This is a genomic window from Sphingomonas sp. DMC8 (assembly GCF_056314185.1).
Genome location: NZ_JBQUYV010000001.1, coordinates 386,460 through 402,345, shown reverse-complemented (window position 1 = coordinate 402,345; position 15,886 = coordinate 386,460). Strand labels below are relative to the sequence as shown.

At 65.5% G+C, this 15,886-nt stretch carries 16 protein-coding genes; 11 read left to right on the top strand and 5 right to left on the bottom strand.

Annotated elements, in window-relative coordinates:
* Positions 1 to 36: 36 nt before the first annotated feature.
* Positions 37 to 615, bottom strand: a complete 579-nt coding sequence (locus ACT53K_RS01885; protein WP_476226831.1) for a hypothetical protein — start codon at positions 613 to 615, stop codon at positions 37 to 39.
* Between the two features lie 101 nt (positions 616 to 716).
* Here ACT53K_RS01885 and ACT53K_RS01880 point away from each other — a divergent pair, with 101 nt between their 5' ends.
* Positions 717 to 1,160, top strand: a complete 444-nt coding sequence (locus ACT53K_RS01880; protein ID WP_476226830.1) for a hypothetical protein — start codon at positions 717 to 719, stop codon at positions 1,158 to 1,160.
* On the opposite strand, the gene ACT53K_RS01875 is transcribed toward ACT53K_RS01880, so the two are convergent.
* Positions 1,161 to 2,183, bottom strand: coding sequence for an NAD(P)H-quinone oxidoreductase (locus tag ACT53K_RS01875; RefSeq protein WP_476227273.1), 1,023 nt, complete (start codon positions 2,181 to 2,183; stop codon positions 1,161 to 1,163).
* Positions 2,184 to 2,261: 78 nt separating this feature from the next.
* Here ACT53K_RS01875 and ACT53K_RS01870 point away from each other — a divergent pair, with 78 nt between their 5' ends.
* Both ACT53K_RS01870 and clpA read left to right on the top strand, forming a co-directional pair.
* Positions 2,262 to 2,459 carry a DUF1192 domain-containing protein gene (locus tag ACT53K_RS01870; protein WP_476226829.1) on the top strand — a complete coding sequence of 66 codons (198 nt, stop codon included), beginning with the start codon at positions 2,262 to 2,264 and terminating at the stop codon, positions 2,457 to 2,459.
* Positions 2,460 to 2,597: 138 nt separating this feature from the next.
* Positions 2,598 to 4,913, top strand: coding sequence for an ATP-dependent Clp protease ATP-binding subunit ClpA (gene clpA / locus ACT53K_RS01865; protein WP_476226828.1), 2,316 nt, complete (start codon positions 2,598 to 2,600; stop codon positions 4,911 to 4,913).
* 79 nt (positions 4,914 to 4,992) lie between these two features.
* Here the strand turns inward: clpA and ACT53K_RS01860 are convergent, their stop codons facing one another.
* Both ACT53K_RS01860 and ACT53K_RS01855 read right to left on the bottom strand, forming a co-directional pair.
* A complete protein-coding gene (locus ACT53K_RS01860; RefSeq protein ID WP_476226827.1) occupies positions 4,993 to 5,316 on the bottom strand; it encodes a UrcA family protein in 324 nt (107 codons plus the stop codon).
* Positions 5,317 to 5,513: 197 nt separating this feature from the next.
* Positions 5,514 to 6,725: a DUF418 domain-containing protein gene (locus tag ACT53K_RS01855; protein WP_476226826.1), complete on the bottom strand. Its 1,212-nt coding sequence runs from the start codon at positions 6,723 to 6,725 to the stop codon at positions 5,514 to 5,516.
* Positions 6,726 to 6,843: 118 nt separating this feature from the next.
* Here ACT53K_RS01855 and ACT53K_RS01850 point away from each other — a divergent pair, with 118 nt between their 5' ends.
* The 3 genes from ACT53K_RS01850 to ACT53K_RS01840 all read left to right on the top strand — a co-directional run bounded on the left by ACT53K_RS01850 (position 6,844) and on the right by ACT53K_RS01840 (position 10,690).
* Entirely contained in the window at positions 6,844 to 8,523 is a 1,680-nt protein-coding gene (locus ACT53K_RS01850; protein WP_476226825.1) for a GGDEF domain-containing protein, read from the top strand.
* A 246-nt stretch (positions 8,524 to 8,769) separates the two neighbouring features.
* Positions 8,770 to 8,961: a hypothetical protein gene (locus ACT53K_RS01845; RefSeq protein ID WP_476226824.1), complete on the top strand. Its 192-nt coding sequence runs from the start codon at positions 8,770 to 8,772 to the stop codon at positions 8,959 to 8,961.
* Between the two features lie 49 nt (positions 8,962 to 9,010).
* The gene (locus ACT53K_RS01840) at positions 9,011 to 10,690 is read left to right on the top strand and encodes an AMP-binding protein (protein WP_476226823.1); all 1,680 of its coding nucleotides are present in this window, start codon (positions 9,011 to 9,013) and stop codon (positions 10,688 to 10,690) included.
* 51 nt (positions 10,691 to 10,741) lie between these two features.
* On the opposite strand, the gene ACT53K_RS01835 is transcribed toward ACT53K_RS01840, so the two are convergent.
* Positions 10,742 to 12,124 (bottom strand): NAD-dependent succinate-semialdehyde dehydrogenase, encoded by a 1,383-nt coding sequence (locus ACT53K_RS01835; protein ID WP_476226822.1) that lies wholly within the window; start codon positions 12,122 to 12,124, stop codon positions 10,742 to 10,744.
* Between the two features lie 140 nt (positions 12,125 to 12,264).
* On the opposite strand from ACT53K_RS01835, the gene ACT53K_RS01830 reads away from it, so the two are divergent.
* The 5 genes from ACT53K_RS01830 to queA all read left to right on the top strand — a co-directional run bounded on the left by ACT53K_RS01830 (position 12,265) and on the right by queA (position 15,841).
* Positions 12,265 to 12,510 (top strand): exodeoxyribonuclease VII small subunit, encoded by a 246-nt coding sequence (locus ACT53K_RS01830; RefSeq protein ID WP_476226821.1) that lies wholly within the window; start codon positions 12,265 to 12,267, stop codon positions 12,508 to 12,510.
* Between the two features lie 13 nt (positions 12,511 to 12,523).
* Entirely contained in the window at positions 12,524 to 13,423 is a 900-nt protein-coding gene (locus tag ACT53K_RS01825; protein WP_476226819.1) for a polyprenyl synthetase family protein, read from the top strand.
* Between the two features lie 11 nt (positions 13,424 to 13,434).
* Positions 13,435 to 13,944, top strand: coding sequence for a pantetheine-phosphate adenylyltransferase (gene coaD / locus ACT53K_RS01820; RefSeq protein ID WP_476226818.1), 510 nt, complete (start codon positions 13,435 to 13,437; stop codon positions 13,942 to 13,944).
* An 84-nt stretch (positions 13,945 to 14,028) separates the two neighbouring features.
* The gene (locus ACT53K_RS01815) at positions 14,029 to 14,790 is read left to right on the top strand and encodes a peptidylprolyl isomerase (protein WP_476226817.1); all 762 of its coding nucleotides are present in this window, start codon (positions 14,029 to 14,031) and stop codon (positions 14,788 to 14,790) included.
* Positions 14,791 to 14,806: 16 nt separating this feature from the next.
* Positions 14,807 to 15,841: a tRNA preQ1(34) S-adenosylmethionine ribosyltransferase-isomerase QueA gene (queA, locus tag ACT53K_RS01810; protein ID WP_476226816.1), complete on the top strand. Its 1,035-nt coding sequence runs from the start codon at positions 14,807 to 14,809 to the stop codon at positions 15,839 to 15,841.
* Positions 15,842 to 15,886 lie beyond the last annotated feature (45 nt).

The following is a 15,886-nucleotide window of genomic DNA, read 5'->3' as shown; positions in this document are numbered from 1 at the left end:
CGCCGCCGAACGGCAACTATATACTTCCCTGAAGCGTCAAATGATGCCTTCGGCCGCGCGCCGTTCCTGCACCCAGCGGTGCCGCAGCCATCCCCATAGCGCCAGCGCGGCCACGTACAGCCAGCCCCAGGCATGCGCCCAGAAGGGGAAGATAAAGCCCTGCCCCAAATCGCGCCCCGCCTCGCGCTGAAGCATCGCCGCGCCCGCCTCGTTGAGCGGCGCTTCGATCAGCTGCCAGCGGTTCTGCTTGTAGAGCACGAAGCCGAATTCGCTGCGCCAGCCGAACGGCATGCCGAGAAAGCTGAATTCCTGGATCGAATAGCCATAGCGCGGCCGTTCCTCGCGGCTGACCGGAACCACCGGCGGCGCCCGCCCGGCAGCAACGAGCAGCCAGTATAGCGTTTCCGCCTTGGTCGGCTCGCGCACGACATGCACGCCCTGCCAGTCGATCACCGAGTCGATGTGCGAGATCAGCATGCCCGACGCATTGGCCGGAATTTCCGACACGAACGCCACGGCGCGATGCTGATCGCTCAACACCCAGTCCCGATCCGAAAGCAGCAAAATGATCGGCAGCGCCGCGATCAGCGCGCCGGCCAGCAGGTTTCGCAACATGATTTCCGTCATCCCCCCAACAGAAAACCGGTCACTACACTATCTGCGCGCATCCGAAATCCCAACCCCGGCACAGAACGCTCTACAATGAGGGCGAAAGGATGCTCATGTCTCTCACCCAGCTCGCTGAATATCAACGTATCCTTCTGGAATCACATCACGCGATCATCGCACTTGCCGATGGCCGCCCGGATGGCGAGAAACTCGGCCAGGTCCGCCGGCAAATGAGCCAGACGTTCAACCAATATTTCGCGCTGAAGCAGCAGGTCGTGCTGGAGCCGCTGCGCGCCAGCGCCCATCCGGCCCATCGCGCCATGGCGCGCCGCTGCACCGAGGAGGATCTCCGCAACCGGCAGGTGGCCATGGCGCATTATCAGCGCTGGACGCGCGCAGCCGTCGCCGCCGATCCGCGCGAATACCGCATGGTGCTGCGTCAGTTGCTGCGCGTGCAGGAACGTTATGTCGAATATCAGCGCAGCATCGTCTTCCCGATGGTGCGCGAGGCCGCAGCAGCCGCGCGGGCGGAGGCCGCCGCCGCAGCCTGATCAGCGCGCGGCCGTACCCGCCGCGTCGCCGATCGTCAGCACGATCTTGCCGACATGCTCGCCGGCTTCCATGCGGCGATGTGCGTCTGCAGCCTGTGCCAGCGGATAGGTGGCGTCGATCACCGGCTTCAACTGCCCTTCCGCCACCAGCGGCCAGACATTGCGGTGAATCTCGTCGGCCAGCAGCGTCTTGAACTGCACCGGGCGCGGCCGCAGCGTCGATCCGGTCAGCGTCAGGCGGCGGCGCATGATGTCGAACAGCGGCACCGTCGCGCTGGCCCCGCCCTGCACCGCGATCGAGACATGGCGGCCATCCTCGGCCAGGCATTGCAGGTTGCGCGGCACATAATCGCCGCCGACCATGTCAAGCACCACATCGACGCCAGTCCCGCCGGTAAAGGCCTTCACTTCGGCGACGAAATCCTGCGTCTTGTAGTTGATCGCCAGATCGGCGCCCAGTGCGCGCGCCGCTTCGCATTTGGCGTCGGAACCTGCGGTAACGAGGACGGTCAATCCGAACAGCTTGCCCAGCGCGATTGCCATGGTGCCGATGCCGCTGGTGCCGCCATGGACCAGCACGCTGTCGCCGTCCGCCGCATAGGCGCGCTCGAACAGGTTGCTCCACACGGTGAACAGCGTTTCGGGCAGCGCGGCGGCCTCGATCATGCTCAGCGCCGGCGGCACCGGCAGACACTGGCCGGCGGGCGCCACCGCATATTCGGCATAGGCGCCGCCAGCGACCAGCGCGCAGACCGGCTGACCCAGCATTTCGCGCGACACGCCCTCGCCCGTCGCGATGATGGTACCGGAAAGCTCCATCCCAAGAATAGAGGGTGCGCCCGGCGGCGGCGGATAGCTACCCTTTCGCTGCAGCACTTCCGGCCGGTTGACCCCGGCAGCAGCGACTCGGATCAGCACTTCACCCGCACCGGGCTGCGGCACCGCGCGTTCGACCGGCACCAGCACCTCGGGACCGCCGGGTACTTGCGGGTCAATTGCCAACATCTTTTCGGGGGCGACCATCATATTATCGCTTTTCGGCCTCAGGAGAACTCCGCGGCCTTATTGACATCGCTCCGCCCCCGGTCAACGTTTCGTCCCATGGACGCCGACGAAAATCTGCCGCGTCGCACCGACGACCTCGCCGCCCAGCTCGGGCGCCAGGATCTCGACCCCTTTTCGGTCGAGGAACTACAGGCGCGCATCCAGTTGCTGGAAAACGAGATTTCCAGGTGCCGCGAAAAGATTCAGCGGGCCGTTCACCACCGCGCAAGCGCCGACGCTCTATTTAAGAGATGAGCGTCACGGCACTGGACCAGGGGCGATATGCCACGAAGTTCCGGTGCGGGGCCATGGCGCTTGATGCGGCGCCCTGCCCTCCCGACATAAGGGACCAAGGGCCTGGCATCCCAAAGGCCCGACTGGAGTTGTATCCGAATGCCTAGTTTCGCCTCCGCTCTCGAAGCCACCCTCCACAAGGCGCTCGAGGCTGCGTCCTCGCGCCGGCACGAATATGCGACGCTCGAGCATCTGCTGCTCGCGCTGGTCGACGATGAACATGCGTCGAAAGTGATGAGCGCGTGCGGGGTGGACCTGGGCGAACTGAAGAATACCGTCGCGCACTATCTCGATACCGAGCTGGAAGCGCTGAAGGTGGACAATGCCACCGATCCTTCCCCCACCAGCGGGTTCCAGCGCGTCGTCCAGCGCGCGATCCTGCACGTCCAGTCCTCGGGCCGCGACGAAGTGACCGGCGCGAATGTGCTGGTCGCGCTGTTCAGCGAGCGCGAGAGCTATGCCGTCTATTTCCTGCAGCAGCAGGATATGAGCCGCCTCGATGCCGTCAGCTTCATCAGCCACGGCGTCGGCAAGGGCGGCACCACGCCGACCGAAGCGACCCCGCCCAAGGGCGCCGAGGAGGACAAGGCGAGCAAACAGGAGGCGAAGACGGGCAAGGGTGAGAGCGCGCTCAAGCAATTCACCGTCGACCTCAACGAAAAGGCGAAGATCGGCAAGGTCGATCCGCTGATCGGCCGCGCGGCCGAGGTTGACCGCACCGTCCAGATCCTGTGCCGGCGCAGCAAGAACAACCCGCTCTATGTGGGCGATCCCGGCGTGGGCAAGACTGCCATCGCCGAAGGCCTGGCCCGCAAGATCATCGAAGGCGAAGTGCCCGAGGTGCTGAAGGATGCGGTGATCTATTCGCTCGACATGGGGGCGCTGCTCGCCGGCACCCGCTATCGCGGCGATTTCGAGGAGCGGCTGAAGCAGGTCGTCTCCGAACTCGAAAAGATGCCGCACGCGGTGCTGTTCATCGACGAGATCCACACCGTGATCGGCGCAGGGGCGACCAGCGGCGGCGCGATGGATGCCTCCAACCTGCTCAAGCCGGCGCTGTCGGGTGGCACGATCCGCTGCATCGGATCGACGACCTACAAGGAATTCCGCAACCATTTCGAAAAGGACCGCGCGCTGCTGCGCCGTTTCCAGAAGATCGACGTCAACGAGCCGTCGGTCGAGGATACGGTGAAGATCCTGGCCGGCCTGCGCTCGGCGTTCGAGCAGCACCATTCGGTGAAGTACACGCCCGATGCGATCAAGTCGGCGGTGGAACTGTCGGCGCGCTACATCAACGACCGCAAGCTGCCCGACAAGGCGATCGACGTGATCGACGAAGTCGGCGCGATGCAGATGCTGGTGCCGCCGTCCAAGCGCAAGAAGGTCATCACGCCCAAGGAGATCGAGCAGGTCATCGCGACCATGGCCCGCATCCCGGCCAAGACCGTCTCGTCGGACGACACCCGCGTGCTCGCCAATATCGAGCAGGATCTGAAGCGCGTCGTGTTCGGGCAGGACAAGGCCATCGAAGTGCTCAGCTCGGCGATCAAGCTGAGCCGTGCCGGCCTGCGCGATCCCGACAAGCCGATCGGCAACTATCTGTTCTCCGGCCCGACCGGCGTGGGCAAGACCGAAGTGGCGAAGCAGCTTGCCAACCTGCTCGGCATTCCGCTCCAGCGTTTCGACATGTCCGAATATATGGAGCGCCACTCGGTCAGCCGGCTGATCGGCGCCCCTCCTGGCTATGTCGGCTATGACCAGGGCGGCCTGCTCACCGACGCGGTCGACCAGAATCCGCATTCGGTGCTGTTGCTCGACGAAATCGAGAAGGCGCATCCGGACCTGTTCAACATCCTGTTGCAGGTGATGGACAACGGCAAGCTGACCGACCACCACGGCAAGACCGTCGATTTCCGCAACACCATCCTGATCATGACCACCAATGCCGGTGCGTCGGACATGGCGAAGGAAAGCGTCGGCTTCGGCAATATCAGCCGCGAGGACGTGCAGGAGGAAGCGGTGAAGAACCTCTTCACCCCGGAATTCCGCAACCGCCTCGATGCGATCGTGCCGTTCGGCTATCTGCCGCCGGAAGTGGTTGCCCGCGTGGTCGACAAGTTCATCCTGCAGCTCGAACTGCAATTGTCGGATCGCGGCGTCCACATCCAGCTCGACGACGAGGCGCGCCAGTGGCTGACCGACCGCGGCTATGACAAGCTCTACGGCGCGCGGCCGATGGGTCGCCTGATCCAGGAGAAGATCAAGCAGCCGCTGGCCGAGGAACTGCTGTTCGGCAAGCTCGTCCATGGCGGCGAGGTGAGCGTGAAGCTGAAGGACAATGCGCTGGCCTTCGAAATCACGCCCGCCGCGCCCAAGCCGAAAAAGGGCAAGAAGGCCGAGGCCGCGAAGGCCTGAGCGGGAAGGTAACGGAAACGGAAACGGCCCTGGGGATCGCCTCCCCGGGGCCGTTTTCTTGTCGGCCGAGGCCGAAGGATCAGCGGTTCGCGCTGGCGAGCTGACGGTCGCGGGTCGCCATCGATACTGCCAGTTCCACCTGCTGGCGGGCATTGCGCACCGCGACCTGGCGGCACGCCATTTCCTGCCCCGACGGCACCAGCGCGCCCTTGTCGTCAAAGCGGCACATCTGGGTGACCGCGTGCATCACCCGGCGGTGAAACGCCTCGCGGCCAGCCTTGTCCAGAAGATCGCCGGGATTGTAGCGAACATGCACGGTCGGCGCTGCGTCGTCATCCTGCGCGCGGGCCGGTACGGCCGCAATCGAAACAAGAGCGGCGGCAATCAAAATCGAACGCTTCATGGTAATACTCCTGCCGAACATGGGGTGCGACCACCGTCGCGTCCGGTCTTTGCCGGTTCGACAGCGCCTCTATTCCCGTGGCGCGGCAGGGTAATGATCGATCGATTACAGCTGGCAGGCGTGAAAATGACAGTCTTGCGCGCGATTATTATTTTGTTGCGCCGCAACAACATTCACAGGCGCAAGATTGCCGGGTGTCACGCGGCGGCCGGCTCCGGCTGCGGCTTGCGGCGGAACGGGATGTCGCGGCGAAGATAGGTAAGCGACCGCCACACCCATTCGATCGGCCCGTAATAGAAATGCCGCAGCCACAGATTTGCCGCCCAAATCTGGAACGCGATCGCCCCCAGCCCCACCCATAGCCGGGTGGTGGCATCCCACTGGTTGTAGAGCCCGAGCCCGAAGCCATAGAAAAGCGGCACGAACACCACCGACTGGGCAATGTAGAAGGTAAGCGTCAGCCGCCCCGGCGCGGCGAGCGGATGGACCAGCCAGCGCCCGCGCCCCTCGAACAGCGCGATCAGCAACAGTCCCCAAAAGGCCGTTCCCGCCAGATCGAGCCACATGTTGATCAGTGCCCAGAAGGCCCGTTCCGAGGCGGCGCCGGTGCCGAGCGCGGCATAGGCCAGCCGCAACGGCTCACGCCCCCAGTACAGCGCCAGTGCGAGCACCGCCGCCCCCGCCATCGCATAGCCGCGCCAGGGGCGGCTGCGCGGCAGATCGGCAAAGAAGCCGGTGCGCCCCAGCACCATGCCCAGCAGGTACAGGCCCAGTATCTGCACCAGCCGGCCATATTCGAGGAAAAACCAGTATTTGGGCAGCTGGCCCGCCCAGAGATTCACGCGCAGCGCCTCCCACCAGGTACCGCCCAGATAGATCGGCATTCCCGGATCGACCGAAGATTGCGCCGGCCCGTTCGCCCAGGCCGCCCCGGACGCCGCCGCGACCATCTGCACGATCAGCGACGGGCCCAGAAAACAGAAGGCAGCGCCCGCCAGCAGCACGCGATTGTCGCGAATCCGGTGGAGCAGCAGCAGCACGAATCCCATCGCCGCCAGCGTCTGCATGATGTCGCCGCGATAGATCAGCGCATGCAAGAAGCCGATGACTTCCAGAATCAGCAAACGCCATGCGAAGCGGGCCGTAAAATCCACGCCGCGCGCCGCAGCACGATCCATCAAGATGAAGAAGCTGAAGCCAAAGCATAGGGCAAGCAACGAAAAGCTTTTGCCCATGAACAGCGAAAATACGACTTCGGTGATGATCCCGGGTTTTTCGTGCACCCAGAAGAGTTCGTAGCTCTCGATGATATGCACCAGAAAAAGTGCCATCAGCGCGAAACCGCGCAGCACGTCGACGACTTCGAGACGATTAGCCTGTCCCTGGGGCAGATTCGCACTGGCGGCCATTACAATCCTTGTTCCATCCACCGCTCCCGCCCCCGGGAGATTCGATCCAAACGCGAAAAATTTTCCGCTGTGAAAGCCATTTACGTCTTGTTCGTCATCAAGGCGTAGCGACGTCCCGATGGGTATCGCTTGGTTTCAACGCTTGTTCCACCTCGCGCTGGGCATTGCCCTGTTCGGCGCGTTGCCGGCACATGCCCAAGCGGGTATGGCGGGTCAATCGATCGCGACCTGCATTCTCCGCGACACGGGCCAGTCGCCTGCCGAGCTGATCCGCCATCCGGCCGCCTTTGACTGTTCGACGCCGCAATATCGCATGGGCGCTGGCAGTTTCTGGGCGATCAGTACGCCGATCGGACAGCGATCGAGCTGGGCACACCCCTTGCGGCTGCGCTTTGCCAGCCTGTGGCAGACGAACCTGACGGTGCAGATGCTCTATGCCGATGGCGCCGTCCGCACCTGGCGAACCGATGATCGCGGCATCACCCCCTGGATACAGCTTGGCGCCTTTGCCGAATTGCCGGTGCCCGTGCGCGATACGCCGCTGGTACGCATCCTGTGGCATGTCGAAGGCGCCGCCAATGTCCGCGGCATTGTGATGGACGCGCGGCTGACGACGCCGGAGCAGGTTGCAAGGGCCAATCTCTGGATGGCGCTGCTCTACGCCAGCTTTGGCGGCATGAGCGTGGCGCTGATCATCTATAATCTCGCGCTGTGGTGCGCGATGCGCCACCGGTTTCAGCTCCATTATTGCGCGTTGATGGGGGCGATGCTGGCCTATGCCGTCAGCTCGTCCGGACTGCTGGCATGGGCGCTGCCGGAAATCGCCAATAACGACAGGCTGCGGCTCAACTATCTGTTCATGAGCCTGGCTGCCGCTGCCGCCGCGCTGTTCACGCGCAGCTTCTTCGAACAGCGGGTGATGACGCCCTGGCTGGACCGGGGGATGCGAGTCGCCGCTGCGGTGGTGCCAGTGTCGGGCGCGCTGGTGGTGACCTTCGGTGCGATCGACCTGCGCCTGGTGGACCTGATCTACACGGTCTGCATCGGCGGGCTGATCGCCATTGTCGCGCCGATGATCGCCGCCGCCTGGCGACAGCGTTCGCATTTCCTGTGGTTGTTCAGCATCGCGTGGAGCACGCCGATCCTGCTGGGGCTGGTACGGGTGGCAGCCGCGCTGCATTTCCTTCCCTGGAGCTTCTGGCTCGACAATTCGACCATCCTGTCGATGATGGTCGAAGCGCAGCTTTCCGCCATGGCGGTCGCCCATCGGATCAAGTTCCTGCGCGACGAGCGCGACGACGCCATCACCCGCGAAGTGCTGGCGCGCCGCCTGGCCGATACCGATCCGCTAACCGGCCTGCTCAACCGCCGCGCCTTCCTGCACCAGGCGATCGGGCGTGAGGGCGAGCAACAGTTGCTGATTGCCGACATCGACCATTTCAAGCGCGTCAACGACACGCTGGGGCATGACGGCGGCGACGAAGTGCTGCGCCTGTTCGCACGGATGCTGCGGAGCGCGGTGCCCAATACGGCGCTGGTGGCGCGGATGGGGGGCGAGGAATTTGCCATCCTTGCCCATGCGCATGCACGGGTGGACCCCGATGCGCTGCTCGCCCGGCTGCGCGGCATGCGCATGCCGTTCGACCTGAAGGTCACGGCCAGCATCGGCACATGCCAGGGGCCGCTGGCCAGCGACATCGAATGGAAGGCGCTGTACCGCGGCGCCGACGCCGCCCTGTTCGAGGCGAAGTCCGCAGGCCGCGACCGGGCGCGCCAGCGCCTGCGCGATGTGGCCTAAGAGACCGTTTGGGAATGCGATCGGGTCGGTCTGGCGGGTCTTTTTCGCCACCGCAGCGTCGCCGATCCTCACCGATGCTTCCGGCATCGGCTGTGGTCGGCTCCTCGCGAACGACAGAAAATCCCTCGCCAGCCCTCCGCCCTCGCATTCCCAAACAGTCTCTAAGCCGCGGCTCTCTGCTTGCCGGAACGGCGCGTTAACGATACTATGCCGCCCTGCGGGGAGAGAGAGACTGTGGCGCGTCGGATGAAAAAGCTTTTGCTTGCCGGTGGCGCCGCGCTTGCGCTGGTGGCCCTGACCGCCCCGCATCACCGCGCCGACATCCAGATCCTGACCCACCGTATGGGAGACCTGTCGCCGCAGCGGGTACAGGCCGTCATCGACCTGGGCGTAGTCGCCATTTCGGTGCTGGTGACCTGGAGCCGCCAGCTCCAATAATCTTCCAGGCCGCTTGCCAGCGCCCGCGCCTCTGCTTACACCTGTGTCAATGAGTGACGCTGAGCAAGCATGGCGCACCGCCTATAGGCATCCGGGAGAGTGGGATCGGGCGTTCCCGCCACTGTCCATGGTGGACCTGTTCGAAGCGAGTGCAACCGCCCATCCCAAAGCCCCGCTGCTCGATTTCATGGGCCGCACCTACAGCTATGGCGAGACACTGGACGGCGCGAATCGCGTCGCGTGCGGGCTGGCTTCGCTGGGCTATGGCCCGGGCGACCGGATCGGCCTGTTCCTGCCGAACGTGCCCCATTATGTCGCCGCCTATTACGGCATCCTGAAACTGGGTGCGACGGTGGTGAATTTCTCGCCGCTCTACACCGTCGAGGAGCTGGCGGCGCAGGTCGCCGATTCGGGCACCAGGCTGCTGTTCACCTTGTCGGCGACGGCATTGCTGCCCACCGCGCTGAAGGTGCTGGAAAAGAGCAGTCTGGAGCGGCTGGTGGTCGGCTCGATCGCCGGGGCGCTGCCGCCTGCCAAGTCGCTCTTCTATCGCTGGTTTCGCAGCAGCGAAGTGGCGCCGCGCCCGCATGATCCGCGCATCCTCGCCTTTTCGCAGCTGATCGCCAACGCCGGCACCTGCGCCACGCCAAAGATCGACCCCGAGCATGATCTGGCGCTGATCCAGTATACCGGCGGCACCACCGGCACGCCCAAGGGCGCGATGCTGACGCACCAGAACCTGTCGGCCAATGCGCGGCAGGTGGCCGGGCTCGACCCCGACCTGGGCAAGGAGAAGGACAAGATCCTCGGCATCCTGCCCTTCTTCCACGTTTTCGCGAACACCTGCGTGCTCAACCGCACCGTCGTGACGGGCGGCGAGATCGTGATGCTGCCGCGCTTCAACGCCCGCCAGGCGCTGGCCGAGCTGCGCCGCACCCGGCCGCGCTCGCTGCCCGGCGTGCCGACCATGTACCAGGCGCTGCTCGACGCGCCGGGGATGAAGCCGTCCGACTTCTCCTCGCTGCGTTTCTGCATTTCGGGCGGTGCGCCGCTATCCGAACAGCTAAAGACGAACTGGGAGAAGACCACCGGCGCGCGGGTGATCGAAGGCTATGGTCTGTCCGAAAGCTCCGGCGTGGTGTCGACCAACCCCTATGAGGGGCTGAACAAGCCCGGCACGATCGGCCAGCCCATCCCCGCGACGCGCGTGCGGCTGGTCGACAAGGAAGACCCGACGCGGCCGCCGCCGCCGGGAGAGCCAGGCGAGATCGTCGTGTCCGGCCCGCAGATCATGAAAGGCTATTGGAACCGGCCCGATGCCGATGCCCATGTCTTTGTCGACGACCACTGGCTGCGGACCGGCGATGTCGGGCTGATCGACGAGGATGGCTATATCCGCATCGTCGACCGGCTGAAGGACATGATCGCCGTCGGCGGGTTCAAGGTGTTCCCCAGCCAGATCGAGGCCGTGCTGTACCAGCACCCGGCGGTGAAGGAGGCGCTCGTGCTAGGCCTGCCGGACGCCTATCACGGCGAACTGCCGCACGCCTATGTCACGCTGGCCGAAGGGCAGCATGCCGACGCGGTCGAGATGTGCACCTGGCTCAACCGCCAGCTCGGCAAGCATGAGCGCGTCGCCGAAGTGGTGATCCGCGACAGCCTGCCCAAGACGATGGTCGGCAAGCTGAGCCGCAAGGACTTGCTGGCGGAGGTGAAGGCCGGGCGGTGAGCCTCATCGCTCCCCTCCCTTTCAGGGAGGGGAGGGCGTATAACTACTCCCTCAATCGCCCGGCTTGTTGCCCGCGCCGAACATCACGGCCTTCAGGTTCATGAACTCGTGCAGCCCCCATGGCCCCAGTTCGCGGCCATGGCCGGATAGCTTCACACCGCCGAACGGCGCCTCGGGGGTCGAGGCAAGCAGCGCGTTCACCGCGGTCATCCCCGATTCGATGTCGCGGGCGAAGCGCTCGACTTCCCCGGCATCGTTCGTCCACACCGACGAGCCGAGGCCATAGGGCACGTCGTTCGCCAGCGCGATGGCGTCATCGATATTCGCGACGCGATAGACGGCGGCGACCGGGCCGAAGATTTCCTCCTTCGCGACATCGCTTTCCGGGTCGAGATCGGTCAGCACGCCGGGCGTCATCCATGCTCCCGGCCGCTCGATCTTTTCGCCGCCCGTCACCAGCCGCGCGCCCGCTGCGGTGGCACGCGCAACCTGTTCGAGCACGGTATCGCGCTGCTGCACGCTCGACAGCGGACCCATGCCGGTCGCCTTGTCCATCGGATCGCCGATCGCCACAGTCCGCATGCCGGCCACGAACTTTTCGAGAAAGGCGTCATAGACATCGGCATGGACGATCATCCGCTTGGCGCAGATGCAGCTCTGCCCGGCATTCTGGACGCGCGCGGTAACGGCCGTCGCGGCAGCCTTGTCGAGATCGGCCGAGGGCATGACGATGAATGGATCGGAGCCGCCCAGTTCGAGCACCACTTTCTTCAACGCCCGGCCGGCCGCCTGCGCCACCTTGGCGCCCGCGCCCTCGCTGCCGGTGAGCGTGACGGCCACCACGCGCTTGTCCGCGATGATCGCCTCCACCTTGTCCGACTTGATCGGCAGGTTCTGGAACAGCCCTTCCGGCGCACCGGCAGCGGTCGCCAGTTCCTCGATCAGCGCGGCGCAGCGCTGGACGCCGGAGGCGTGCTTCAGCAGGCCGACATTGCCCGCCAGAATCGTCGGCGCGAGGAAGCGGACGACCTGCCAATAGGGGAAATTCCACGGCATCACTGCCAGCACCGGCCCCATCGGCAGCCAGCGCGCCTCGGCATGGCCGGTGGGCGTCTTTACGCGCGTTGGTTCCAGATAGGCGGGTCCGGACTGGGCATAATGGCGAAAGCCGCTGATGCATTTTTCCACTTCGGCGATCGCGCCCGTGATGGTCTTGCCCATTTCGCGCACGGCAGTTTCGGCAAGCTTCTGCTTGTTCGCTTCCCATTGGTCGGCAATGGCGGAAAGCAGCGCGGTGCGCTCGGCAAGCGCGGTCGTGCGCCAGTGGCGATAGGCTTTTTCGGCGCGGGCCAGCGCGGCTTCGACGCCGGCGTCGTCGAGCTCTTCGATTCGCTCGATCACGTCTCCGCTGGCGGGGTTGATGGTTTCGAACATGCCGTGAGTCTCCTTTGCCTCGCTTAACGCGGCAGCTAGGAATGCGATGCCCGTGCGGCAATCATACCAGGCCATTTAACCGCAGGGCGATTGCCAGTCCCCGGTTGCCATCGCCCCCCCGCCTGCCGCATAGCGGCAATATGGTTGAGGAAGCGGATATTGCCGGACTCTCGTTCGAAGAGGCCCTGAAGGAGCTCGAACGGATCGTTGCCCGTCTCGAAAGCGGCGAGGCACAGCTGCAGGAGGCGATCGACCTCTATGAGCGCGGCGACCGGTTGCGCCGGCAATGCGCCGCCCGGCTGGATGCTGCCCAGGCCCGGATCGAAGCGATCCGCACCGATGCCGAGGGGCGTGCCGCCGGCACTGCCCCGTTCGCGGCCGGCTGAGGCGGTGGCGAGCGTGTCGCACGCGTCGCTCGCGCTCGAATCGGCGCTGCGCCAGGTCGCCGCGGAGATCGACGGCCAGTTCGATAGCCTGCTGACGGTTCCCGACGATCCGCGGGCGGGGCTGTACCGCGCGATGCGCCATGCGGCGATCGGCGGCGGCAAGCGGCTGCGCCCGCTGCTGGTGTTCGCCACGGCGCGGCTGTTCGGCGTCGACCGCAATTGCGCGGCGCGGGTCGGCACCGCGATCGAATGCATCCATGTCTATTCGCTGATCCATGACGATCTGCCGGCGATGGACGATGACGATATGCGCCGCGGCAAGCCGACCGTGCACAAGGCGTTCGACGAAGCGACGGCGATCCTCGCCGGCGACTGCCTGCATGCGCTGGCGTTCGAGATTCTCGCGCATGACGCGACGCATCCCGACCCGTTCGTGCGGATCGAGCTTTCGGCAGAACTTGCGCGGGCGGCCGGGCCGGCGGGCATGGCCGGCGGCCAGATGATGGACCTGGAAGCGGAAAAGGCGAGCTTCGACCTCGCCACCGTCACCCGGTTGCAGGCGATGAAGACCGGCGCGCTGATCAGTTGCGCGGTTGAAAGCGGCGCGATCCTGGGCCGGGTGCCGCCCGAGGGCCGCACGGGCCTGCGCGGCTATGCCCGCGATGTCGGGCTTGCCTTCCAGATCGCCGACGACATTCTCGATGCCGAAGGCGACGAGGCGCTGGTCGGCAAGAAGCTGCAAAAGGATGGCGATCGCGGCAAGGAAACCTTCCTGTCGCTGCTCGGTATCGACCGGGCGCGCGAACAGGCGCGGATGCTGGTCGACCAGGCGATCGCCCATCTCCACACCTTCGGTCCGGAAGCAGATCTGCTGCGCGACATTGCCCGCTTCACGCTTGAACGCGACCGCTGAGGAGTCCGGCCATGCACCCCCGTATCGGCGTTTACCCCGGCACGTTCGACCCGATCACGCGCGGGCACATGGACATCATCCGTCGCGGCGCCAAGCTGGTCGACCGGCTGGTGATCGGCGTGACGACCAACCCCTCCAAATCGCCGATGTTCTCGATCGAGGAGCGGCTGGCGATGGTGAAGCGCGAAGTCGCGGACATTCCCGGCGAGATCGACGTGGTCAGTTTCGATTCGCTGCTGATGGACTTTGCCGAGCGCGAACATGCCAGCATCATCGTGCGCGGCCTGCGCGCGGTCGCCGATTTCGAATATGAATATCAGATGGCGGGCATGAACCAGCAGCTCAACGACCGGATCGAAACGGTCTTCCTGATGGCCGATGTTTCGCTGCAGCCGATCGCCAGCCGGCTGGTGAAGGAAATCGCCCTCTATGGCGGTGCCATCCGCAAGTTCGTCACGCCCAGCGTAGAGGCCGATGTCAGCCGCCGCGTGTACGAGCTGGGCCGCAAGGGCACCGGCTGAAATCTGCTGTTACACGTCGCGGCTTTGCGGCGCGCCGGCTTTGGTCTAGAGCCGGCATATTCCTGGATCCGAGTGGGGAAGTTGATGCGTTTCGTTGCCGCCATGGCTGCCCTGGCCGCCACCCTGTTTATCACCCCCGCACTTGCGCAGGGCCGTGCCCCACAGAAGAAGGAAGCCGAGCCGCTGAAGGGCGTCTCCGCGACGATCAGCGCCGCGCCGATCGTCGTGCCGGCCGATCCCGAAAATACCTGGGTGCTCGACCTGTCGACCGGCGGCCGCGTGCTGATCCGCCTGCGCCCGGATGTCGCGCCGAAGATGGTCGAGCGGATCAAGGTGCTGACCCGTCGCCATTTCTATGACGGCCTGACCTTCCACCGCGTGGTCGACGATCCCTATAATATTGCCCAGGGCGGCGACCCCAAGGGCGACGGCACCGGCGATTCCGATCTGCCCAACGTCCCGGCCGAATTCAGCGTGCTGCCGCATGTGCGCGGCACCGTTTCCGCTGCGCGCCGCGGTGCACCGGAAAACGCCACGCCCGAACAGAAGACCGAGGCGGAGAATAGCGCCAACAGCCAGTTCTTCATCATGATGGCGCCCAAGCTGACCTTCGACCACGACTATACCGTGTTCGGCCGCGTGGTCTCCGGCATGGAATGGGTCGACAAGATCGAGCGCGGCGAGCCGCCCGCCCACCCCAGCGTGATCCTCCACGCCTATATCCAGTCGGACAATCCGCCGCCCTATTCGGCAGCACCCGCCCAGGCACCTGCGGCAGCCCCGGTGCTGCTGCCGACGACGCCGGCCGCGCCGGCCCCGCGCAAGCCGGCCCCGAAGAAGAAGTGACGCCGGTCCGTACCCGGTGAACGTCGACCTTTTCGATTTCGAACTGCCGAACGACCGGATCGCGCTGCGCCCCGCCAGCCCGCGCGATTCGGCGCGGCTGCTGGTGCTGGACGGCGCGGAAACGCGCGATGCGATCGTGCGCGATCTGGCGGACCAGCTTCGCCCCGGCGATTGCCTGGTGTTCAACGATACCCGCGTGATCCCCGCCCAGCTTGAAGGCACGCGCGGCAATGCCCGGATCGGCGCCACGCTGCACAAGCGCGAAGGGCCGCGCCGCTGGCGTGCCTTTATCCGCAATGCGAAACGACTGGATGCGGGCGACGCTATCGATTTCGGCGCGGGGGTGACCGCCATCGCCTCCGACCGTGCGGCGGACGGCAGCTTCGCGCTCGATTTCGCCGGCGACGAGCCGGTCGAGCTGCTGCTCGAACGCGCCGGGCGGATGCCGCTGCCGCCCTATATCGCGTCGAAGCGCCCGACCGACGAGCGCGACGCCGAAGATTATCAGACGATGTTCGCCGCCGAGCCAGGCGCCGTCGCCGCGCCCACTGCGGCGCTGCACTTCACGCCCGGCCTGATGGCGGCGCTGGAGGCAGCCGGGATCGGCCATGCCACGCTGACGCTGCATGTCGGCGCCGGCACCTTCCTGCCGGTCAAGGCCGAGGATACCGACGACCATCAGATGCACGCCGAATGGGGCCGCATCGACCAGGCCACCGCCGACCGGCTGAATGCCGTGCGCGCGGCGGGCGGCAGGATCATCGCCGTCGGCACCACCAGCCTGCGCCTGCTCGAAAGCGCGGCCGGGGAGGACCGGGTGATCCGCCCGTTCGAAGGCGACACCGCGATCTTCATTACCCCCGGCTATCGTTTCAAGGGCGTCGACGGGCTGATGACCAATTTCCACCTGCCCCGTTCCACCCTGTTCATGCTGGTATCGGCGCTGATGGGCCTGGAACGGATGCAGGCGGCCTATGCCCATGCCATTCAGAACGGCTATCGCTTCTACAGCTATGGCGACTCTTCGCTGCTGTTGCCCGCACGGCCCTGACGGTCCTCCCCGCGCGCGCGCAGCGCCGATTGCGTCGCTCGTCCA

Bases quoted from the DNA above. Each gene is read 5' to 3' on its own strand.
- ACT53K_RS01860 (WP_476226827.1), bottom strand. From the start codon at position 5,316: ATGAAGCGTTCGATTTTGATTGCCGCCGCTCTTGTTTCGATTGCGGCC.
- ACT53K_RS01835 (WP_476226822.1), bottom strand. From the start codon at position 12,124: ATGTTCGAAACCATCAACCCCGCCAGCGGAGACGTGATCGAGCGAATC.
- ACT53K_RS01885 (WP_476226831.1), bottom strand. From the start codon at position 615: ATGTTGCGAAACCTGCTGGCCGGCGCGCTGATCGCGGCGCTGCCGATC.
- clpA (WP_476226828.1), top strand. From the start codon at position 2,598: ATGCCTAGTTTCGCCTCCGCTCTCGAAGCCACCCTCCACAAGGCGCTC.
- ACT53K_RS01875 (WP_476227273.1), bottom strand. From the start codon at position 2,183: ATGGTCGCCCCCGAAAAGATGTTGGCAATTGACCCGCAAGTACCCGGC.
- ACT53K_RS01850 (WP_476226825.1), top strand. From the start codon at position 6,844: ATGGGTATCGCTTGGTTTCAACGCTTGTTCCACCTCGCGCTGGGCATT.
- ACT53K_RS01830 (WP_476226821.1), top strand. From the start codon at position 12,265: ATGGTTGAGGAAGCGGATATTGCCGGACTCTCGTTCGAAGAGGCCCTG.
- ACT53K_RS01870 (WP_476226829.1), top strand. From the start codon at position 2,262: ATGGACGCCGACGAAAATCTGCCGCGTCGCACCGACGACCTCGCCGCC.
- coaD (WP_476226818.1), top strand. From the start codon at position 13,435: ATGCACCCCCGTATCGGCGTTTACCCCGGCACGTTCGACCCGATCACG.
- ACT53K_RS01845 (WP_476226824.1), top strand. From the start codon at position 8,770: ATGAAAAAGCTTTTGCTTGCCGGTGGCGCCGCGCTTGCGCTGGTGGCC.
- ACT53K_RS01855 (WP_476226826.1), bottom strand. From the start codon at position 6,725: ATGGCCGCCAGTGCGAATCTGCCCCAGGGACAGGCTAATCGTCTCGAA.
- ACT53K_RS01815 (WP_476226817.1), top strand. From the start codon at position 14,029: ATGCGTTTCGTTGCCGCCATGGCTGCCCTGGCCGCCACCCTGTTTATC.
- ACT53K_RS01880 (WP_476226830.1), top strand. From the start codon at position 717: ATGCTCATGTCTCTCACCCAGCTCGCTGAATATCAACGTATCCTTCTG.
- ACT53K_RS01840 (WP_476226823.1), top strand. From the start codon at position 9,011: ATGAGTGACGCTGAGCAAGCATGGCGCACCGCCTATAGGCATCCGGGA.